At 68.2% G+C, this 19,324-nt stretch carries 17 protein-coding genes; 9 read left to right on the forward strand and 8 right to left on the reverse strand.

Annotation, left to right across the window (positions count from 1 at the left end):
* Positions 1-15: 15 nt before the first annotated feature.
* Positions 16-1,170 carry an ATP-binding protein gene (locus AAHM44_RS03535; RefSeq protein WP_446745946.1) on the reverse strand — a complete coding sequence of 385 codons (1,155 nt, stop codon included), beginning with the start codon at positions 1,168-1,170 and terminating at the stop codon, positions 16-18.
* A gap of 158 nt (positions 1,171-1,328) precedes the next feature.
* Positions 1,329-2,039: a response regulator transcription factor gene (locus tag AAHM44_RS03540; protein ID WP_184168763.1), complete on the reverse strand. Its 711-nt coding sequence runs from the start codon at positions 2,037-2,039 to the stop codon at positions 1,329-1,331.
* Between the two features lie 191 nt (positions 2,040-2,230).
* Between AAHM44_RS03540 and AAHM44_RS03545 the strand changes: the two genes are divergently transcribed.
* Positions 2,231-2,473 (forward strand): hypothetical protein, encoded by a 243-nt coding sequence (locus AAHM44_RS03545; protein WP_342249042.1) that lies wholly within the window; start codon positions 2,231-2,233, stop codon positions 2,471-2,473.
* 202 nt (positions 2,474-2,675) lie between these two features.
* Positions 2,676-4,181: a hypothetical protein gene (locus tag AAHM44_RS03550; RefSeq protein ID WP_342249043.1), complete on the forward strand. Its 1,506-nt coding sequence runs from the start codon at positions 2,676-2,678 to the stop codon at positions 4,179-4,181.
* A gap of 171 nt (positions 4,182-4,352) precedes the next feature.
* Here the strand turns inward: AAHM44_RS03550 and AAHM44_RS03555 are convergent, their stop codons facing one another.
* The 3 genes from AAHM44_RS03555 to AAHM44_RS03565 are packed head-to-tail and all read right to left on the reverse strand — an operon-like array spanning position 4,353 to position 6,450.
* The gene (locus AAHM44_RS03555; RefSeq protein ID WP_342249044.1) at positions 4,353-5,444 is read right to left on the reverse strand and encodes an HlyD family secretion protein; all 1,092 of its coding nucleotides are present in this window, start codon (positions 5,442-5,444) and stop codon (positions 4,353-4,355) included.
* Positions 5,441-5,860 carry a PaaI family thioesterase gene (locus AAHM44_RS03560; protein WP_342249045.1) on the reverse strand — a complete coding sequence of 140 codons (420 nt, stop codon included), beginning with the start codon at positions 5,858-5,860 and terminating at the stop codon, positions 5,441-5,443. Before AAHM44_RS03560 ends, AAHM44_RS03555 begins: the two co-directional genes overlap by 4 nt.
* On the reverse strand, positions 5,857-6,450 hold the full coding sequence (locus AAHM44_RS03565; protein ID WP_342249046.1) for a TetR/AcrR family transcriptional regulator: 594 nt from the start codon (positions 6,448-6,450) through the stop codon (positions 5,857-5,859). Before AAHM44_RS03565 ends, AAHM44_RS03560 begins: the two co-directional genes overlap by 4 nt.
* A gap of 71 nt (positions 6,451-6,521) precedes the next feature.
* On the opposite strand from AAHM44_RS03565, the gene AAHM44_RS03570 reads away from it, so the two are divergent.
* Entirely contained in the window at positions 6,522-8,069 is a 1,548-nt protein-coding gene (locus tag AAHM44_RS03570) for a DHA2 family efflux MFS transporter permease subunit (protein ID WP_342249047.1), read from the forward strand.
* 175 nt (positions 8,070-8,244) lie between these two features.
* On the opposite strand, the gene AAHM44_RS03575 is transcribed toward AAHM44_RS03570, so the two are convergent.
* The gene (locus AAHM44_RS03575; RefSeq protein WP_342249048.1) at positions 8,245-8,616 is read right to left on the reverse strand and encodes a winged helix-turn-helix transcriptional regulator; all 372 of its coding nucleotides are present in this window, start codon (positions 8,614-8,616) and stop codon (positions 8,245-8,247) included.
* 99 nt (positions 8,617-8,715) lie between these two features.
* Between AAHM44_RS03575 and AAHM44_RS03580 the strand changes: the two genes are divergently transcribed.
* From AAHM44_RS03580 to AAHM44_RS03605, 6 genes are all read left to right on the forward strand, one after another.
* Positions 8,716-9,828 carry an NADH:flavin oxidoreductase gene (locus tag AAHM44_RS03580; RefSeq protein WP_342249049.1) on the forward strand — a complete coding sequence of 371 codons (1,113 nt, stop codon included), beginning with the start codon at positions 8,716-8,718 and terminating at the stop codon, positions 9,826-9,828.
* Positions 9,829-10,070: 242 nt separating this feature from the next.
* Positions 10,071-10,802 carry a response regulator gene (locus AAHM44_RS03585; protein WP_269576275.1) on the forward strand — a complete coding sequence of 244 codons (732 nt, stop codon included), beginning with the start codon at positions 10,071-10,073 and terminating at the stop codon, positions 10,800-10,802.
* Positions 10,799-13,570, forward strand: a complete 2,772-nt coding sequence (locus AAHM44_RS03590; protein ID WP_342249050.1) for a hybrid sensor histidine kinase/response regulator — start codon at positions 10,799-10,801, stop codon at positions 13,568-13,570. Before AAHM44_RS03585 ends, AAHM44_RS03590 begins: the two co-directional genes overlap by 4 nt.
* A gap of 72 nt (positions 13,571-13,642) precedes the next feature.
* A complete protein-coding gene (locus tag AAHM44_RS03595) occupies positions 13,643-14,131 on the forward strand; it encodes a hypothetical protein (RefSeq protein WP_184168772.1) in 489 nt (162 codons plus the stop codon).
* Between the two features lie 17 nt (positions 14,132-14,148).
* Positions 14,149-15,438 carry a hypothetical protein gene (locus AAHM44_RS03600; protein WP_342249051.1) on the forward strand — a complete coding sequence of 430 codons (1,290 nt, stop codon included), beginning with the start codon at positions 14,149-14,151 and terminating at the stop codon, positions 15,436-15,438.
* Positions 15,439-15,461: 23 nt separating this feature from the next.
* Positions 15,462-16,058 (forward strand): hypothetical protein, encoded by a 597-nt coding sequence (locus AAHM44_RS03605; RefSeq protein WP_342249052.1) that lies wholly within the window; start codon positions 15,462-15,464, stop codon positions 16,056-16,058.
* 93 nt (positions 16,059-16,151) lie between these two features.
* Here AAHM44_RS03605 and AAHM44_RS03610 read toward each other — a convergent pair whose 3' ends face one another.
* The gene (locus AAHM44_RS03610; RefSeq protein ID WP_342249053.1) at positions 16,152-17,495 is read right to left on the reverse strand and encodes a sigma-54-dependent transcriptional regulator; all 1,344 of its coding nucleotides are present in this window, start codon (positions 17,493-17,495) and stop codon (positions 16,152-16,154) included.
* Positions 17,495-19,279 carry a sensor histidine kinase gene (locus AAHM44_RS03615; RefSeq protein ID WP_269576280.1) on the reverse strand — a complete coding sequence of 595 codons (1,785 nt, stop codon included), beginning with the start codon at positions 19,277-19,279 and terminating at the stop codon, positions 17,495-17,497. Before AAHM44_RS03615 ends, AAHM44_RS03610 begins: the two co-directional genes overlap by 1 nt.
* Positions 19,280-19,324: the final 45 nt, after the last annotated feature.

Below are 19,324 nucleotides of genomic sequence, written 5' to 3' on the forward strand. Positions count from 1 at the left end.
GAAGAAGTGTTGCCGTCAGCCGGGAAGACGGATTTCAGCGATGAGTCCCGTCTTCGGGGGGCTTGCATTGCTGAGCATCAGCCGCCCCTTCTCCAGCGCCACCGCCTGCTGGACGATGGCAAGGCCAAGCCCCATGCCCTTGGTATTGCGGCCCCGTTCGACATCGAGGCGGACGAAGGGCTGCAGCGCTTCCTCGATCTTGTCGGGCGGGATACCGGGCCCGTCATCGGCCACGCACAGCACCAGCTCGCCTTCTTCCTCGCGCACCGAGACCTGCACCGATTTGCCGTAGTGCAGCGCGTTTTCGATCAGGTTGCTCAGCGCCCGGCGCAGCATCGAGGGGCGCACCATCCAGTCGAGATGCTGCGGCCCGGCATAGGTCGCGTCGCGCCCGCGATCGGTGGCGTCCTCCACCAAGGTCGCCGCCATCACCGCGATGTCCACCGCCACCGCCGGCTCGGGATCGTCCTCGCCCTTGAGGAAGGTGAGCAGCGAGGCGATCATGTCGTCCATCTCGCCGATATCGTCCTGCATCGCGCGGCGGCTATCCTCGTCGCCCACCCCTTCCAGCCGCAGCTGGAGCCGGGCGAGCGGCGTGCGCAGGTCATGCCCCACCGCGGCCAGCGCCTGGGTGCGATTCTCGATCAGCTCATGGATGCGGCGCTGCATGCCGTTGAAGGCGTGGATCAGCCCGCGGATCTCGGCGGTGCCCTCCTCTTCCACCGTCACCCGCTTGCCCGATCCGACATGGCCGATCGCGTGGATCAGCTTGCGCAGCGGTCGCAGCGTGCCGCGGATCAGCAGCGCGCCCAGCGTCAGCAGCAGCAGTGCCGGCACCAGCGCGACCAGGGTCCGCTCGATCGCGAACTGCCAGACCTGCACCGCCTCGCGCGTCTTGAACACGATCCAGCTGCCGTCGGGCATGCGCATCTCGCCGGCCACGACCTGGCCATGCGAACTCGGCGCCAGGCGGAGCTGGAGATGCGATTCCGCCAGGCCCTTTTCCCAATTGGTCACCTGCGCTTCCATCCGCTTCTGGCGCGGCGGGAAGGCGGGGCGCTGCGGGATCGTCGGCGACCAGCGGACGATATAGCGATCGGTGGTAAGCTCCTGGGCGGCCGTCGGCCGCTCGGCCACCGGCCGTTCGGACAGCAGCTTCTCGGCGATCACCAGATGCTCGGCGAGCCGGTGCGCGTCGCTTTCCTCGATCGAGTAGCGCGACGACCGCTCATAGAGGAAGGTGCTCGCCCCGAACTCGACCGCGACGGTGAGCAGCAGGATCAGCAGGATCCTGCCGAGCAGCCCCAGCGGGTGGCGCGGGAGCAGGCTCAGGACCGGGTGACCTCTGCGCGGAAGATATAGCCGATGCCGCGCACCGTGCCGATCGGCGGCTCATGGCCGGCGGCCGAGATCTTGCGGCGCAGCCGGCTGACCAGCACGTCGACGCTGCGATCCGAGCTGTCGCCCAGCCGGACGCGCGAAAGCTCCACCAGCCGCTCGCGCGCGATCACGCGCTGGGGCTGGCTGAGGAACGCGGCGAGCAGGTCGAACTCGGCACCGGTCAGCTCGACCACGGCGCCGCTCGGCGACTTCACTTCGCGGCGCGGGAAATTGACCGTCCAGCCGTCGAAATGCGCCTGGGTCTCGCGGTCGCCGCCCGCCATGCGCTCCAGCCCGCCGCGGCGAAGCACCGCGCGGATGCGGGCGATCAGCTCGCGGGTGCTGAACGGCTTGGCGAGATAGTCGTCGGCGCCCAGCTCGAGCCCGAGCACGCGATCATGCTCATTGCCCTTGGCGCTGATGAAGATGATCGGCACGTCGCTCTTGCGCCGCACTTCGCGGCACAGGTCGATGCCGCTGGTGCCCGGCAGCATGATGTCGAGCAGGACCAGGTCGACGGGACCGTTGTCGAACGCCAGCCACATCTCCGGCGCGGTCGCCGCCTGGCGCACCGAATAGCCGTTTTCCTGGAGCGCCCGTGCGGTGAGGGTTCGCAGCGCGGGATCGTCTTCAACCAGAACGATGACGGGCGCGCTCATGCCATGGTCTCGAGAAAATTCATGGACGCGATCTAGGCCTGATGCCCCTTCTCCTCAAGATGGGGGCTTTACGGCAATGCTTTGTCACGGACGGGCAGCGCTTCGTAACGTACGGGAAAACCTTCCTTACAGGCGCGCAAAACACGGTATCGGCGCCGACGCTATCTCTGCGAATATCTGAAGGAGATAGCATGAAACTCGCCCTTGCCACCGTTGCGGCTTCCGTCCTCGCCTTCGCGCCGGCCGCCCAGGCCCAGTCGCTGCACGAGACCCACCAGCTGGTCTGGGCGCCCTCGGGCAAGTCCACGGCCACCCATTGGCGGATGCGCGACAAGCCGGCCTGCCCCCAGGCCCAGACCCATCACCAGGCGGGCAAGTCCGCCCTGCCGGTGCGCACCAGGTGCGCGGTGCAGGTCGCGCAAAAGGCACGTTGAGCCGCACCGGCCAACAGCCGTCGAACAAAAAGCCCGCGCGGTGATGCCGTGCGGGTTTTTCTTGCCTTGAATACAGCATCCTGCAGTCGATCCAGTCATTACGGACCGATGAGTCAATGGACAGCCCAAATGATCGATGCGACCATTTGAAAATATCGACCTGTCGATTTTTCCAGCCAATCGTCTGATGGGAGCAACGACCATGGTTCTTGCTGATCCGAAGCTCGAAGTTTCGCAGTTCATCGATTTCGCAAAGAAGACAATGGGCAAGATCGGCGACGAAGGAAGCCTGGCCGACGCCTTCGCAAGCCAGGCCGGCCAGTTCTCGCTGGAGGCGGAATATCCCAATTTCTGGCAGGTCGGCTGCGTGTTCGACACGGTGCTCGATTATTTCCTCGCGCTGAAGGAAGCGGGCGAGCTGGATCCGGACAGCGCGAAGCTGATGGAAGCCCTGGTCGCCAAGGCGGTCCATGGCTATCAATATGGCATCGTCGGCCTGATGGCGGCCTGGTATGACGACTGGTCCTGGTGGGGGATCGCCGCGTCCAAGGCGTTCGATCCGGACTATACCGAGGTCTTCGGCGACAAGCTGGAGTTCTTTCAGACAGCGGCGATCGACCTGTGGGGCCTGGTCGATGACGGCGATTTCGCAACGATCGCGAACCGCATTCCGGACGCGATCTGGGCGAACAGCGCGCTCCAGAGCAACTGGGTCAAGTTCACCAGGGAAATCCTCAGCGCGCGCGGGCAGCTCCATATCGGCACGCGCAACAGCTGGGCGCTGATCGAACGTGGCGCCGATGGCCAGGGCACGCCGCGCCAGAATGCGGACTACAAGATCTTCACCAACCAGATGGTGGATGTCTGGGCGGTGCCGCGCTTCCCGGGCGGCTGCTGGCAATATGATTTCTCCACCCTGCCCTTCCCCGTCGATGACGGCCCGGACGCCGGCGATCCCAATCCGGCAAACAACACGCTCGGCGTGTTCCAGGTCACGCTGATGTCGGGGCTCTACCTCTCCTTCTGCTGCAGCCTGATCGCCGCCGCCAGCCGCAAGGCGACGGAGAAGCTGAGCGGCGGGGCATGGGACCGGCTGCAATCGGTCGAGACCTATCGCCAGAAGGCGGACGAGGTGGCGGCCTTCCTGGCAAGCTGGCTGAACCTGACCGGCAGCGATTCGCTGGCGACCGAGTTCGCGCACGGCAAGCTGGTACATGAGCGCACGCCCACCTACGCGCCGTTCGACACCGGCGGCTGCCCGCCGGTCGAGGGCTATTTCCCCAATGCCTATTGGGGCGGGGATCAGGGGCTCATCATGGGGGCGCTCGCCCAGTACGCCCAGCTTCCCGGCGCCAATCTGCCCGACGCCGGCAGCATTCCCGCCGACCTGCTGCAGGGCGTCTTCTACAACATGCCGGCATCCAACTGGAGCCAGCCCAACATGGTCGGGCCCTATCTGGATCCCACCAATTCCTCGCCGATCAGCGGCGACTCGAACGACTATGGCTCGGGTTCGGGCGTTTTCTGGCGCTATGTGATGCGCACCTGCCGCGCCGATCCCGCCTTCGGCAATCCGGCCCGGCAGGATCCCCATATCGTGAACATGGCCACCAATTCGGGCACGCTCGACAATGATTGGGGGAACAACCTGTTTCAGCCGTTCAACACGGTCGCCGCCGCGATCGGCGCCTGGTACCTGCTGAAATAGGGCTGCCCGCCACAGGGTGTGATCTCCCTGCGCCCTGTGGCGGCCTCGCCGCCTGGTCCGCTTGCCCCAAGGCGGCACCGCCGCCTGGTCTGCTTGCAATGTAGGGTTTCGTCTGTTTGGCTCTCGCGACCGGGCCTGGTGCCCGGCCGCTCTTTGAGTCCTTGAAACGCCTCAGCGCGCCAGCTTCACCGTCACCGTGGTCGACAGGCCCGGCCGCAGCCGCGCCAGCGCCGGCTGGCCCGGGTCGAGCGCGATGCGCACCGGCACGCGCTGGACGATCTTGGTGAAGTTGCCCGATCCCGGCTCGAACGGCAGCAGGGTGAATTCGGAGCCGGAGCCCGGCGCGAAGCTCTCGACGCGGCCGGTCAGCGCGTCGCCGCCCAGCGCGTCGACATGCACCTTGGCCGGCTGGCCGGTGAGCATGCGCGCGGTCTGGGTCTCCTTGAAATTGGCGACGACATAGAGCTGGCGGCTCGGCACCAGCGTCAGCAGCCTGGTGCCCGGCTGGACCAGGTCGCCGGCCTGGGCGCGGCGGTTGCCGATCACGCCGCCGATGGGCGCGCGGATCAGGGTATAGCCCTCGTCCTGCTCGGCCAGCCTGAGCGCGGCGCGGGCGCGCTCGGCGCCGGCACGGGCCTTTTCCAGCTCGGCGAGCAGGCTGTCCTTGCGCGCGATGGTCACGCCGGCGCTGTCCTGCGAAGCGGCCAGGCTCGCGCCGCTTTGCCGCGCCTTGGCCCGCGCATCGATCAGGACGGCCCGGATCCGCTCGGCGTCCCTCCGCGTTGCGAATCCCTCCGCTAGCAAGGCCTGATACCGAAAATCATCCGCCTCGGCCCGCTGCAACTCGGCATTGGCCGAAGCAATACCGGTCCGCACCACCGCAACATTCGCCCCAGCCAGCTGCGTCTCGACCCCATGCGACTTGATCGCCGCCAGGGCGGCGGCAACATCGGCATCCGCGTCCCGCACTGCGGCCCGCGCGGAATCGAGCCTGGCGGCGAACTCGTGATCCTCGATGCGGACGAGCGGCTCGCCGGCCTTCACTTCCTGGTTGTCGCGGACCAGCACCTGCGCGATCTGCCCGCTGATCCGGGCCGACACGATCGTGCTGTCGGCCCGGAGATAGGCATTGTCGGTCGTCTCGCTGGATGCCGGGCTGGCGATCCACAGCGCACCCGCAGCGGCGACCAGCACGGCTGCGCCTCCCGCCACCGCAACCTTGGGCAGCTTGCGCTGCGGCTTGGTTTCTACCTGCTCGCTCACTGGCTGATCACCAGCAGCGTGGAAGTTGCCGAGGCAAGCAACCGCCCCTCGGCATCGGCCAGCTTCGCCTCGGCGAAGGCGACGCGGCGACCGATCGAGATCACCGTGCCGATCGCGCGGACGAGGCCGGTCTGCTCGGTCATCGCGCGGTGATAGGCGACCTTGAGCTCCAGCGTGGTGTAGCTCTGCCCCTCCTGCAGGGCGCTATGCGTGGCGATGCCGCAGGCGGAATCGAGCAGGGTCGCGGCATACCCGCCATGGATGGTGCCGAGGGGATTATAGGCCCGCCGATCGGGCACACCCTCGAACACCGCATGGCCCTTGGCCACTTCCACCAACGAGAAGGCCAGCGTCTCGCCGATCGGCGGCTGCTTGCCGGCGGCCAGCAGCGCCTGCACCTGTTCGAGCCCGTTCATGCCCGTGCCTCCAGTAGATAGCGCGCCCGGATCGCTGCGGCGGAATCGGCGAGGATTGTGTCGGATTCGGCCGGATCGGTGGCGGTGCGCGAGAGCAGCAGGGCGCCGACCAGTTCGGCCAGCATCGAACGGCCCGCCGCCGGGGCATTGGCGGTGCCGTGCCTCGCCAGCACCTCGCCCAGCCGCTGCGCGAGGGCGGTGCTGCCCTGGCCGAAACGCTCGCGGGCTGCGGGTTCGAGCCGTGCCATGTCGCCCGACAGCGCAGCTACCGGGCACCCCCTTCCCCGCGCATCGCGGTGGAGCGGCGAGAGGTAGAAGCCGACATATTTGTCGAGCGCCGCGCGCGGATCGGCCTCGGCCAACGCCCAGTCGAAGCGATTGCGCGCCTCCTCGAACATCACCCCGATCGCCTCGGCGACCAGCGCGTCCTTGGAGGGGAAATGGGCATAGAAGCCGCCATGGGTGAGGCCGGCCTGCTTCATCAGCGCGGACACCCCGACGCCCTCCGGCCCCTTGGCCCGGATCGCGGCGGCGGCCTCCTTCAGAATCTTCAGACGCGTAAGTTGGCGATGTTGAGGCGCATAGCGCATTTCCCGGGCCGTCCTTGCTTTATATGACGTACATCATATAATCATCCTCGCACCCGTTCAAGAGGCCCCGGATGGCGCAGACGATCGACCCGCAGGCGCTGCCCGACAGCCGCAAGTTCCTGATCTTCGGGGTGATGGCGTTTGGCCAGTTCATGGCGCTGATCGACATCCAGATCGTCGCCGCCTCACTCAACGAAGTGCGGGCCGGGCTCTCGGCCAGCTCGGACGAGATCAGCTGGGTGCAGACCGCCTATCTGATGGCCGAGCTGGTGATGATCCCCTTCGCCGCGTTCCTTGCACAAGCAGTCTCCACGCGCTGGTTGTTTGCACTCTCCGCCGGACTGTTCACCCTGGCGAGCGCGCTGTGCGGCCTCGCCTGGAGCATCGAATCGATGATCGCCTTCCGCGCGCTCCAGGGTTTCGTGGGTGGCGCGATGGTCCCCACGGTGTTCGCGACCGGTTTCGCGATGTTCACCGGCAAGCAGCGCGCGATGATCCCGGCGATCCTCGGCATGGTTTCCGTGCTGGCGCCAACTTTGGGGCCTACTCTGGGTGGATGGATAACCGACGCCATGGGCTGGCGCTGGATCTTCTACGTCAACATACTCCCCGGCGCGGTGGTGGCGACGCTCTCGCTGCTGTTCATCCGGGTCGATCAGTCCAAGCTTTCGATGCTCAAACGGATTGATTGGGTACACTTGATCGCGATGGCGATCTTCCTCGGCGGGCTGGAATATGTGCTCGAGGAAGGCCCGCGCAACGACTGGTTCCAGGACCATGAAATCGCCACCGGCGCATGGCTGAGCTTCGTCGCGCTGCTGCTGTTCCTCGAGCGCTCCTTCCGCTCCGAGAATCCGATCGTGAACCTCTCCCCCTTCCGCAAGCCGACCTTCGTCTTCGCCTGCGTGTTCAACCTGGTGATCGGCTTCGGCATCTATTCGGCGACCTATCTGGTCCCGGTCTTCCTCGGCACGGTGCGCGGCTACAACGCGTCGGAGATCGGCACGACCGTGTTCATCGCCGGCATCGTCCAGATGCTCGGCGTGCCGATCGCGGCCGGCCTCTCCCAACGCCTTGATCCGCGGATCATGATAACCTTTGGCCTGAGCCTGTTCGCCGCCGGACTATGGCTGTTCAGCTTCATGACGCCCGAATGGGGCTTCCACGCCCTGCTCTGGCCGCAGGCGGTGCGCAGCTTCGCGATCATGCTGTGCATCGTGCCGAGCGTGAACCTGGCGCTGGCCGGGTTCGAAGGACCCGAGCTGCGCTATGCCTCCGGCCTGTTCAACCTGATGCGCAACCTGGGCGGAGCGATTGGCATCGCGCTGGTCAACACCTGGCTGCAGGACAATGCCCGTATCCACATGCTGCGGCTGGGCGAGGCGCTGGGCGTGGCCGGACGCGCCGGCAGCGAGCTGATCGAGAATCTCGCCGCCTATGCCGGCAGCTACACGCCCGACCGCGCCGAAGCGCTGCTGATGGCGCAGGGCGTCGCCGGGCATATCGTGCAGCGCCAGGCGATGACGCTGGCGTTCAACGATGTGTTCCGGTTGATGGCGCATCTGTTCCTGGCGGCGCTGGTGCTGGTGCCGTTCTGCCGGCGGCCGAAGCTGGGGTAGCGTGCCCTTCTTCCTCCCCTCCCTGCAAGGGAGGGGTCGGGGGTGGGTTGCGGGCCCGGTCTTCCGGGCGCGCCCAGCGAGACGGCACCCGAAAAAGAAAAGGCCGGGCATCGAGCCCGGCCTTTTCTAACCCACCCCTAACCCCTCCCTTGCAGGGAGGGGAATCTTGAATACCCTAAGCCACCGCCCGAGCGTCAAAGGCCTGGCGGGCTTCCTCGACCACGCCAAGATTTTCGAAGGTCCAGCGGTACAGCGCCTTGAACGGCGGCTGGAGCGAACGGCCGAGCGGAGTGATCTCATATTCCACCGCCACCGGCGACAGCGGCAGCACGCGGCGCACGACGATGCCGTTGCGCTCGAGCCGGCGCAGGCACTGGGTAAGCGCCTTCTGGGTCACCCCCTCCAAATGCCGCTTGATCGCGTTGAACCGCAGCGGCCCGCCATCGAGAACGGCCAATACCATCATCGACCATTTGTCGGCGATCTGGTCGATCAGCTCGCGGCTGGGGCAGCCGGCCGAGAAATGCCGGGGGTCGCAATGGTCCAAGGTTTCCTCCGATATACCTGGTCGACAGCAGGTGCGTTCTTGCACCCAAGTTTACATGATATACCTAGTCGCGTCCAACCAACACGGATTTCATTCCCTATGCCCGACAGCGATATCCTCTTCCGACCCTTCGAGCGCGGCAACCTCAGCCTCAAGAACCGCATCGTCATGGCTCCCATGACCCGCAGCTTCGCGCCCGAGGGCATTCCGGGCGAGCCGAACGCGGCCTATTATCGCCGCCGGGCCGAAGGCGGCGTCGGCCTGATCCTGTCGGAAGGCACGGTGATCAACCGGCCGGCATCGCGCAACGAAGGCGGCATCCCCTTCTTCCATGGCGAGCAGGCGCTGGCCGGCTGGAAGAGCGTGATCGACGCGGTGCACGGCGCCGGCGGCAAGATGGGCCCGCAGATCTGGCACACCGGATCGACCAAGAGCCAGGGCGGCTGGGAGCCGGAGAGCCCGGTCGAGAGTCCGTCGGGCCTGCTCGGGCCCGGCACCCCGCGCGGCGAGGTGATGACCGAGGAAGCGATCGCCGACACCGTCGCTGCCTTTGCCAGCGCATCGGCCGATGCCAAGCGGCTGGGCTTCGACCTGGTCGAACTGCACGGCGCGCATGGCTATCTGATCGACCAGTTCTTCTGGGGCGGCACCAATGAGCGCGAGGACCGCTATGGCGGCGCCTCGATCAGGGAGCGCGCCCGCTTCGCCGGCGAAGTGATCGCAGCCGTCCGCGCCGCAGTGGGCCCCGACTATCCGCTCGCGCTGCGCGTCAGCCAGTGGAAGCAGCAGGACTTCGCCGCCCGGCTGGCCGAGACGCCGCAGCTGATGGAAGACTGGCTGCAGCCGCTGGTCGATGCCGGCGTGGACATCCTCCACTGCTCGCAGCGCCGCTTCTGGGAGCCCGAATTCCCCGAGATCGACGGCGAGGAAGGGCTGAACTTCGCGGGCTGGGCCAAGAAGCTCACCGGCGCCACCACGATCAGCGTCGGCTCGGTCGGCCTGTCGGGCGAGTTCATCGCGGCGTTCGGCGGCGAGGCTTCGACCAGCACGGGCATCGAGAAGCTGGTCAAGCGGATGGAGCGTGACGAGTTCGACCTGATCGCGGTTGGCCGCGCGTTGATCAGCGACCCGCACTGGGCCGAGAAGATCCGCACCGGCGATACCGGCAGCCTGAAGGGTTTCGATCGCTCGGCATTGGGCGAGCTCGTCTGAGCGACTGAACGCGGGAGCCCTTGCGCATAGCTGTTCCCCGGCGAAGGCCGGGGCCCAGTTGCAATGTCGTTCGTGAGGCTCCCGCGCCATCGATAGTTGGCCGAACCTGGGCCCCGGCCTTCGCCGGGGAACTTGATAGACTAAGTACCCAGCGGGCAACCGGGAACCGGTCGCCCGCACCCGGTACAATTGAAACAAAACTGCCCGGTGCGGCTCCCGCCGGAATTGGGTATCGTGGCCATGTGAAGGACGGCGAACCTCAGGCGGGCGTGGCGGCGCGGATCATCGTTTGCGATGACGATCCCGACGTGCTCGACATGGTAAGCGAGTTCCTGGCCGGCTGCGGATACCAGGTGGAATCCGCCGCGAACGGCGCCGCGCTGCGCAAGCTGGTGCCGAGCTTCCGCCCCGACCTGGTCGTCTGCGACATCACCATGCCCGGCGAGGACGGGCTGTCGCTCACGCGCTGGCTGCGCGCCGAGAGCAGCGCCGCGGTGCTGATGCTCACCGCGATGGGATCGACCACCGACCGGATCGTCGGGCTGGAGATGGGCGCCGACGATTATCTCGCCAAGCCGTTCGATCCCGCCGAGCTGCGCTCGCGGGTGAAGGCGGTGCTGCGGCGGACGATGGCGCCGGTCAACCGCCACGGCCGGCCGCCGGCGCGGATGCGGATCGGCAAATGCGTGCTCGATGTCGAAACGCGGCAGATGTTCGACGATGCCGGCGAGCAGGTGCCGCTCACCGCCATGGAGTTCGACCTGCTCTATGTGTTCATCACCCATGCCCGCCGTGCGCTGAACCGCGACCAGCTGCTCGAACTGGCGCATCACCGCCGCTGGGACCCGTTCGACCGGTCGATCGACATCCGCGTTGCCCGGCTGCGCAAGAAGATCGAAGTCGACCCCGCCTTCCCCCGCATCCTGCGCACCGTGCGCGGCGAAGGCTATATGCTGGTGCCCGAAGGCGAATGAGCGAAGCTGCCCCTCGCGGCAGGCGCACCACCCAGGCGCTGGTCGCCGCGGTGGTGTCGATCGGGCTGCTGCTCGTCGCGGTGGCGACCTGGGTGGTTAAATCCGAATATGACCGCCAGCTGCGCGTCGCCGCCACCGGCGCGCGGGCGACCGAGAACCAGATCGCCGCACTGGTCACCGCCGCCAACCAGCGCGTGCTGACGCTGCGCTCCAGCGCCCAATATGCCTATCAGGCGATCGAGCGCGGCGGCGCGGTGCCGACACAGGGCGTGCGCGGCAACACGCTGGGCTATCGCGGCTCGGTCAGCGGCACGCCGGCCGATATCGTCACCGATCGCGCGGTGGTGGAGGAATTGTGGCTCACCCTGGCCGGCGTCCATGCCGCCGCGCCCGACATCGCGCTCAGCTATGTGATGTCGGCGCGGACCGGCTTCGCCGCCAACTATCCCAGGCTGCCCGATGCCGAGCATCTCGCCATGGCCCGGGCGATGGCACGGAAGGTCTTCGATCCCGCGACCCACCAGTTCATCCAGTCGGTCGCGCACCGGCCGGAAACGGCCCCGCCGCTATGGACCGCCGTCTACCGCGACAATTACACCGGCCGCACCCGCGCCGGCCGGGTGATCCGGGGCGACGGACGCCTGGTATCGCTGCTCGCCCCGGTCTGGGTCGATGGCCAGTACCGGATGATGGTGGGGATCGACGTATGGGCCAATGACCTGCGCGAGATCCTGCGCAACCAGCCGGTGCCGGGTGTCGAGCTGACCCTGGTCGACGGCAACGAGCATGTGATCGCCACGTCTCGCGCCGCCGATATCCCGCTCGCGGCCGGACCGTTCAGCAAGGCGAAGACCGCCGGGACCGAGGTCCGCGATTTCCTGGGCTTCGATCCGGATGGCGAGCCGCCGCGCGGGGTGCTCACCGGCAAGCGCGTGGTACGTGCCCAGGCGATCGGCGATACGCCGTTGCGGGTGATCGCCATCGCCGACATGGGCAATGTCACCCGCCAGGTGCTCTTCCGGCTCGGCGCGCTGCTCGCGGTGATGCTGGGGCTGTACGCGCTGCTCTGCCTCGTCGCCTGGTATGTGCTGCGCCGGGTGCTCGCCCCCGCCTTCCGCCTGGCCGGGCATATCGAGCGCTCGGGCACCGGCACTCCGCCCGAAGTCTCGCGGCTGTGGCGCCCTACCCTTGCGGCGATCGACGCCGCCTTCGCCGCCCAGCGCGGCGCGGTGGCCCGGCTGCAGGAGGCGCATGCCACCACCTCGGCGGTGCTCGACGCGGCGTTCGACGCGGTGGTGCTCGCGGACGCCGATCTGCGGGTGGTCAGCGCAAACATGGCCTTTACCCGGATGTTCGCGCCCACGGGCGTCGCCAGCATAGGCCGCCCCCTGCCCGAGCTGATCGCGCCGGCCGAGGAAGCCGAGCCGATCGGCGACGCGCTGCGCTTCGACGGCGAGAGCATGGCAGATGCGTGGCCCTTCGAGGCGCGCGGCGTGCGCGGCCGGCGCTTCCCCGCCGAGCTCCAGGCACGCCGGCTGCAGCAGGGCGGCCGCGCGCTGATCGTGGTGTTCATCCGCGACATCACCGAGCGTCGCCGGATCGAGGCGGAAGTCTCCAGCCAGCGCGAGGCGCTGCACCAGAGCGAGAAGATGACCGCGCTGGGTTCGCTGCTTGCGGGGGTGAGCCACGAACTCAACAATCCGCTGGCGGTGGTGCTCGGCCGCTCGACGGTGCTGGCCGAGCAGCTTGCCGGCACGCCGCATGAAAGCGCGCTGCAGAAGCTGCGCTCGGCGGCGGACCGGTGCGGGCGGATCGTGCGGACCTTCCTCGCCATGGCCCGGCGCAGCGCGCCCGAGCGCAGCGCGGTCGACATCAACGCGCTGGTCAACGACGCGCTGGAGATCACCGGCTATGGCCTGCGCACCGCCGGCATCGAGCTGGTGCTCGACCTGGATATCGGCCTGCCGCGTACGAGCGCCGATGGCGACCAGCTCGTCCAGGTGGTGATCAACCTGCTGATCAATGCCCAGCATGCGCTGACGGCGCTGCCGGACGGCGCCCCGCGCCAGGTACGGATCGAGACGGCGCGAGACGCCGCCGGCCGCATCCTGCTGACGGTGCGCGACACCGGCCCCGGCGTGCCCGATGCCGTCCGCCGCCGGATCTTCGAGCCCTTCTTCACCACCAAGCCGGTTGGCGAAGGCACGGGCATGGGCCTGTCGGTGTCGCGCGGCATCGTCGAGGCGCATGAGGGCGCGCTCGAGCTGGTATCCGGGGCAGGCGGCGGCGCGGCGTTCCGTATCACCCTGCCGGTGGAGCCGGTGGCGCCGGTGCGTACCCGCCAGGCGCCGCGTCCGGCGACGGGCGGCAGCCGGGGCCGCATCCTGATCGTCGACGACGAGGCCGATGTCGCCGAACTGATCGAGGAATGCCTGCGCCCGCTTGGCGCCGCGATCCGCGTGGTGCACGGCGGCGAGGCGGCGCTGGCCGAGATCGCCGCCGGCTGGTTCGATGTGGTGGTCTGCGACGTCCGCATGGCGGGGATGGACGGGTTCGAGACCTGGCGCCGCGCCACGGCGGCACGCGCCGGCCAGGGGGAACGCTTCCTGTTCCTAACCGGCGACATCCTCGCCGGCGACACCAGCCGCCGCGCCGCCGAGATCGGCCGGCCGGTGATCGAGAAGCCCTTCGACCCGGCCGAGATCCGCGCCGCGGTCGAGGCGGTGCTCGCCGAAGCATCCGCCAGCGAAACAATTGAAACCCGATAGGGCCGGAAGCGAGGTCAGGGCGAAACAGCGGTCTCCTAGTCCATGCTCATCCCAAACAGATGAGTGAAGACCATGCTGTTCCACATTTCGATCTCCTCAGACGCGCCGGCGGCCACCGCCTTTGCGCTCGCAGAAATCATGGGCGGCGTTGCCATGCCCTTCCCGCCGATCGGCAACGATAGCTGGATCGCCTTTGCCGGCGACGAGAACGGCACCGCGATCGAAGTCTATGCCCGGGGCTGGCAGCTCGAGCCGAGCTTCAGCGGCAACGGCGTGCGCGAGCGCTTCGCGATCCACTCCAACCGGTTCAGCCCGTTCCACGCCGCCGTCGCCACCCCGCTCGACGAAGCGGCGGTGCACGCCGTCGCCCGGCGCGAATCCTGGCATGTCGAGACGGTCAGCCGCGGCGGCGTGTTCGACGTGATCGAGGTCTGGGTCGACAACGCGCTGATGCTCGAGATCCTCACCGCCGAGATGCAGGACGCCTATCGCGCCTCGATGACGGTGAAGGGCTGGGCGTCGATGCTCGCCGCCGCCCGCATGGCGCATCTCGCCGCCTGATTTCCGAGAGACCCGCCATGTCCAAGCCCCTGTTCTCCGCCGGCATTGCCCTTGCCGGCATCGCCCTCGCCGCGCCCGCCGCCGCCCAGGACTATGCGCCGAGCGCGACCGACCTGAACACGATGCGCCTGATCGACAACACCATCTGGCGCTCCAACCAGGGCTTCCAGGGCCAGGCGCACCGCTCCGCGGGCAACACGCTGTCGCTCCAGACCTTTGCGCCCGATGGCAGCGCGATCACCCAGGATATTGGCGGCCCGCTCGACCGCGCCGGGCACGTGGCCGGCAGCTTCCAGGCCTATGCGGGCTCCAGCCTGATGGAAAATGGCGCGGCCGAGTTCAGCTTCGACGACGGCCGGATCAGCGGGACGATCACGCGCCCCGGCTTGGCGCCGGCGCCCTATTTCGCCTGCCGCGTCACCGGCAAGACATCGATGTCGCGCCATTCGGGCGGCTGGCTGTGGAGCAGCCGCGTGTCGCTGGCCCGTGACGGCGAAGGCGCCGTGGCGGTGATCGAGTTCCAGAACGTCTCCGACCAGGCGCAATTGCTCGACTTCTCGGCGATGACCGGCACGCTGCGCGGCGCCAACGGCCAGAAGGCGATGGCATCCCGAGCGCGCAGCACCGGCGGCGAGACCATGCTCGGCCGCCGCGCGATCAATGTCTGCGAGACCCAGACCTATTCCATTCCGTTCGGATCGGTGCCGTTCGCGGCCAGCGTGCTCGAGCTCGCTACCGGCGACAGCGTGATCGCTTCCTGGATGTCGCCGCTTTCCGCCCCCGAACCCAAGCCCCAACCCACGCCACAGCCAACGCCGGAGCCATCCCCCCCGACACCAGCTCCGGCGCCACCGCCGGCACCCGCGCCGTCGCCCGCCCCCACCCCGGTTCCCGCTCCGGGCCCGGGTGGCGCGAGCGTTCCCGCGGGTGCCGGCAACTGGCAGCTCTATGGCAGCCTCTGGTCCTTCAAGGTCGACGAGGTCCGGCAGGGACCGGACGGCAGCTGGCAGGCGATCATCTCTGTCCGCGCCGAAGCCAATCGCATCGGCATGGCCTCCGCCCAGATCGAGATGTCGCTGATCAACAATGACGGCGAAGTGATCCGCCAGGCAGGCCGCCTCTATCGCCCCTCGGTGACTGGCCCCGCCAAGTCGCTCGAGCCGATCATCGGGACGCAATGGATGCAGAAGGGCGACACGATCCGCGTCCGCCTGCTCTTCGAAGAATCAAAGGATCTCCACCCCACCAGGCTGCGCATCGCCGACACCGGCTATCGCCCGGTCTCGCGCGACTTCGCGATGCGCTGAGCCCGCAGACGAAAGGTCATTCGATGAAATATGTGATCGCCGCGGTCCTGCTGCTGACCGCAGCCGAGCCCGCGCACGCCCAGTCCTTCCTCAAGAAGCTGGCGAAGAGCACCGCTGCCACGATGGTGGGCGGCGACAGCCGCGACGGCACTGTCGAGCGCGTTGCCGAAACGCTGATCGACCTCGCCTCCAGCGCCAAGGGCCCGGACAGTTCCGGCCCCGCCGGACCGGGCGTGCCCGCCGGTGCCGGCAGCTGGCAGCGCTACGGCATCTGGTCGTTCAAGGTGGACGAGCTTGCCCAGGGGCCGGACGGCCATTGGCAGGCGATCGTCTCCGTCCGCGCCGAGACGGACCATATCGGCATGCGCGCCTCGGAAATCGACGCGTTCCTGATCGACGCCGACGGCCAGTCGATCCGCGACGACGGCAATCTCTACGATGACAAGGTCACCGGCACCGCCGCCGGCCTGGAGCGCGATCCGGGTACCAACGGCATGCAGCGCCGCGACACCGCCCGCTTCCGCCTGCTCTTCCCGGACTCGAAGGACCTTAACCCGGTGACGCTGCGCATCCGCAACAGCGGCGCCGACCAGGTCTCGAACGACTATCCGATGCGCTGACCCGCATCCCCGGCTTACCGGAACTCCGTTTCTGCGACCCGACGGAGTATCCACAACCTGCCGGCCGGCGCTCCCGGCGCCGGCCGGTCTTTCTCACCGGACCCGCTTGATCTCGGCCAGGTCGATGCCGAGCCGGGCGATCTTGTCGTAAAGCGTCTTGCGCGGCACCCCGAGCTCGATCAGCGCCTGCGAAACGCGGCCACCATTGCGGACCAGCGCGTCACGGATCAGGCTTTCCTCGAACTTTGCCAGGCGGGTGGGCAGATCGGCGCGATCCCCCTGCTCCGCAGCGGTGAAGCTCCGCCCCGCCGCGACTTCGAAGGCGAAGTTGCGCAGCTCGCGGACATTGCCCGGCCATTGATGGCGGGCGAGCTGGGCGTGCACCGCCGGGCCCAGCACCGCGTCGCTCGCGCCAAGCTGCTGCTTGGCTTCCTCGAAGAAGGCCGCGAACAGCAGGAACACGTCCCCGCCCCGCTCGCGCAGCGCCGGCACGCGGATGCGCATCGCCGCCAGCCGGTAATAGAGATCCGCCCGGAAACGACCCTCGGCGACCGCGGCGGCAACGTCCTCCTTGGCAGTGGCGATCACCCGCAGATCGACCGGATCAGGCCGCTCGGCACCGATCGGCTGGACCTCGCGCTCCTCGAGCACGCGCAGCAGCCGGGCCTGCATCTGGAGCGGCATCGAATCGATCTCGTCGAGCAACAGCATGCCGCCGCTCGACGACGCAATGCGGCCGACCCGCGAGAGCCGCGTGTGGGAGACGCTGTCCGCCGCATGGCCGAACAGCTCGATCTCCGCGATCCCCTCGGGCAGGGCGGCACAGTTGACGGCGATGAAAGGCTTGCCGCGCCGCCGCCCGCTCCGATGCAGCATGCGCGCGACCAGTTCCTTGCCGGTGCCGGTCTCGCCTTCGATCAGGATATCGACATCGGTCTCGCCGAGCTGGCCGATCATCGCGCGCAGCCGGGCCATGGCCGGGCTGTCCCCGATCAGCGGGCTCTCTTCCTGCGCCGCAACGCTGGCCGCAGCGCGCAGGCGGCGATTGTCCATCACCAGCGCCCGCCGATCGAGCGCACGGCGCACCGCCGCGAGCAGCCTTTCCTTGGCGAAGGGCTTGGGGATGAAATCGAACGCGCCGTCCTGCAGCGCCGACACCGCCATCGGCACGTCGCCATGCCCGGTGACCAGCACCACCGGAATATCGCTGTCGATCGCCCGCACCCTGGCGAGCAGTTCCAGCCCGTCCATCCCCGGCATGCGGATGTCGGAGACGACCACGCCGGGAAAGTCCGGCGTCAGCTGGGCGAGCGCAGACGCGGCACGATCGAAGGGCAGCACCTCGAGGCCAGCCAGTTCCAGCGTCTGCACCGTGGCAAGGCGCAGCGGCTCGTCATCCTCGACGAACATCATCATGGCATTGTCGGGCGCGAGCATCAGAGGACCTTGAGCAGGAGATGGAAGATCGCGCCGCCATCCGGGCCGGGCGCATAGGCGATATCGCCACCGAACTCGCGAGCGATGTCGCGGGCAATTGCGAGGCCGAGCCCAAGCCCGCCCTCCTTCGCCGAAGTGAAGGGCGAGAACAGGGTTTCGGCGATTTCCGGCGCGACCCCGGGGCCGTTGTCGATCACCGAAAGCCGCGCGACCTCACCGTCACGCGAGCCCTCGACCAGAATCCTGGCTTCCCGGCTCCCCTGCACGGCATCAAGCGCGTTCTGGAGCAGGTTGATCAGGATCTGCTCGAGCCGGATGCGGTCGCCGCGTACGGCGAGATGGCGCTGGGCCTTGGAGACCTTGACCGAAACCACGCCGCGGGCGCGCTCTCCAAGCAGCAGCAGCGTACCATCGAGCACCGATCCCAGCTCGGCACTGCCCTCGACCGGGGTCTTGCGGCGGGCAAAGGCGCGCAGTTCCGAGGTGATCGTGCCGATCCGCTCGGTGAGCGAGACGATCTGCTTGAGATTGGCGCGGGCCTTGTCCGCGGCCGAACGGTCGAGGAAGGTCTCGGCATTCTCGGCGAAGCTGCGGATCGCGGCCACCGGCTGGTTGATCTCATGCGCGACGCCGGCGGTGATCTGGCCGAGCGAGCCGAGCCGGCTGGCCTGGGCGAGCTCCTCCCGCGCGGCGCGATAGCGGCGATCGGCCTCGACGCGCTCCTCGGACTCGACGATCAGCTGCGCATTGGCCTCCCGTAGTTCGACGGTACGGCGCTCGACCTCGGCTTCGAGCCGGGCCTGGTGGTGGCGCTGGAGGCGGCGCTTCTCGGCCGAGCGCAATGCGAAGCCGGCGAGCATGCCGGCGGCAAACAGGATCGCCAGCGCGATCAGCAACGCCTGGGTGCGCGCGGCGGCGAGCGGCGGCTCCAGCGGTGCAAGATGAACGAGATGTGCGCCGGCGAGCTGGGCGGGCTCGGCGGCGGCGCGGTAGCGTTGTGCCTTGCCGCTGGCCTCGACGCGCGCATTGGCACCGTCGATCGTCAGCGGCGCGCGCCTGGGTGGTCCGGCACCGAACTGGAGCGTGCGGCGCGCATCCGCCAAGGTCGCGGCATCGAGCGCCTGGGTCGCCTTGAAGCGCCAGTCGCGGATCGAGGTGACCAAGATCACGCCATGTGCGTCGGTGACGACGGTGATACCGGGCGCGCGCGCCCAGGCCGCCTCGACATCGTCGAACTCGACCTTGACCACCACCACGCCGAGCGCCTGTCCGTTCCGGTCCACCCGGCGGGCGAGATAGAGGCCCGGGCGGCCGCTGATCGTGCCGAGTGCGAACAGCTCCGAGGCGCCGCGCTCCATCGCGTCCCGGAAATAGGGTCGGAAGCCATATTGCTGGCCGACAAAGCTGGTGGGCAGCCGCCAGTTGCTCGCCGCGACCGTGCGCCCCTTGCGATCGATCGCGTAGATCGCGGCGGCATCGGTGCGCGCGGCAAGCAGCTCGAGCGTCTCGTTCAGCCTGCGCTCGGCATCGGGATCGCCGCCGCGCAGCGCCGGGGCGATCTCGGGATTCTCGCTGAGCACCAGCGGCAGCAGGCGGAACTTCTGCAGCTCCGAATTGAGCAGCCCGACATGCGCGCGCGCCGTCTGCTGCGCGACTGCGTCGGCCGAGCCGCGCGCCTGCCCGTTCGCCCAGCGGCTGCCCGCCCAGGCGAGCAGCAGGATCGCCGTTAGCGCGATGCCGGCAAGCACCAGGTTGCGGCGGCGGAGAAGGGCTGCGGGACTCATTTGTGCGGATTATCGCACATTTCAGCGGAACTCCGCGCGGAATTC

This window comes from Sphingomonas sp. OTU376, assembly GCF_038440415.1.
Classification (GTDB): Bacteria; Pseudomonadota; Alphaproteobacteria; order Sphingomonadales; family Sphingomonadaceae; genus Sphingomonas; species Sphingomonas kyeonggiensis_A.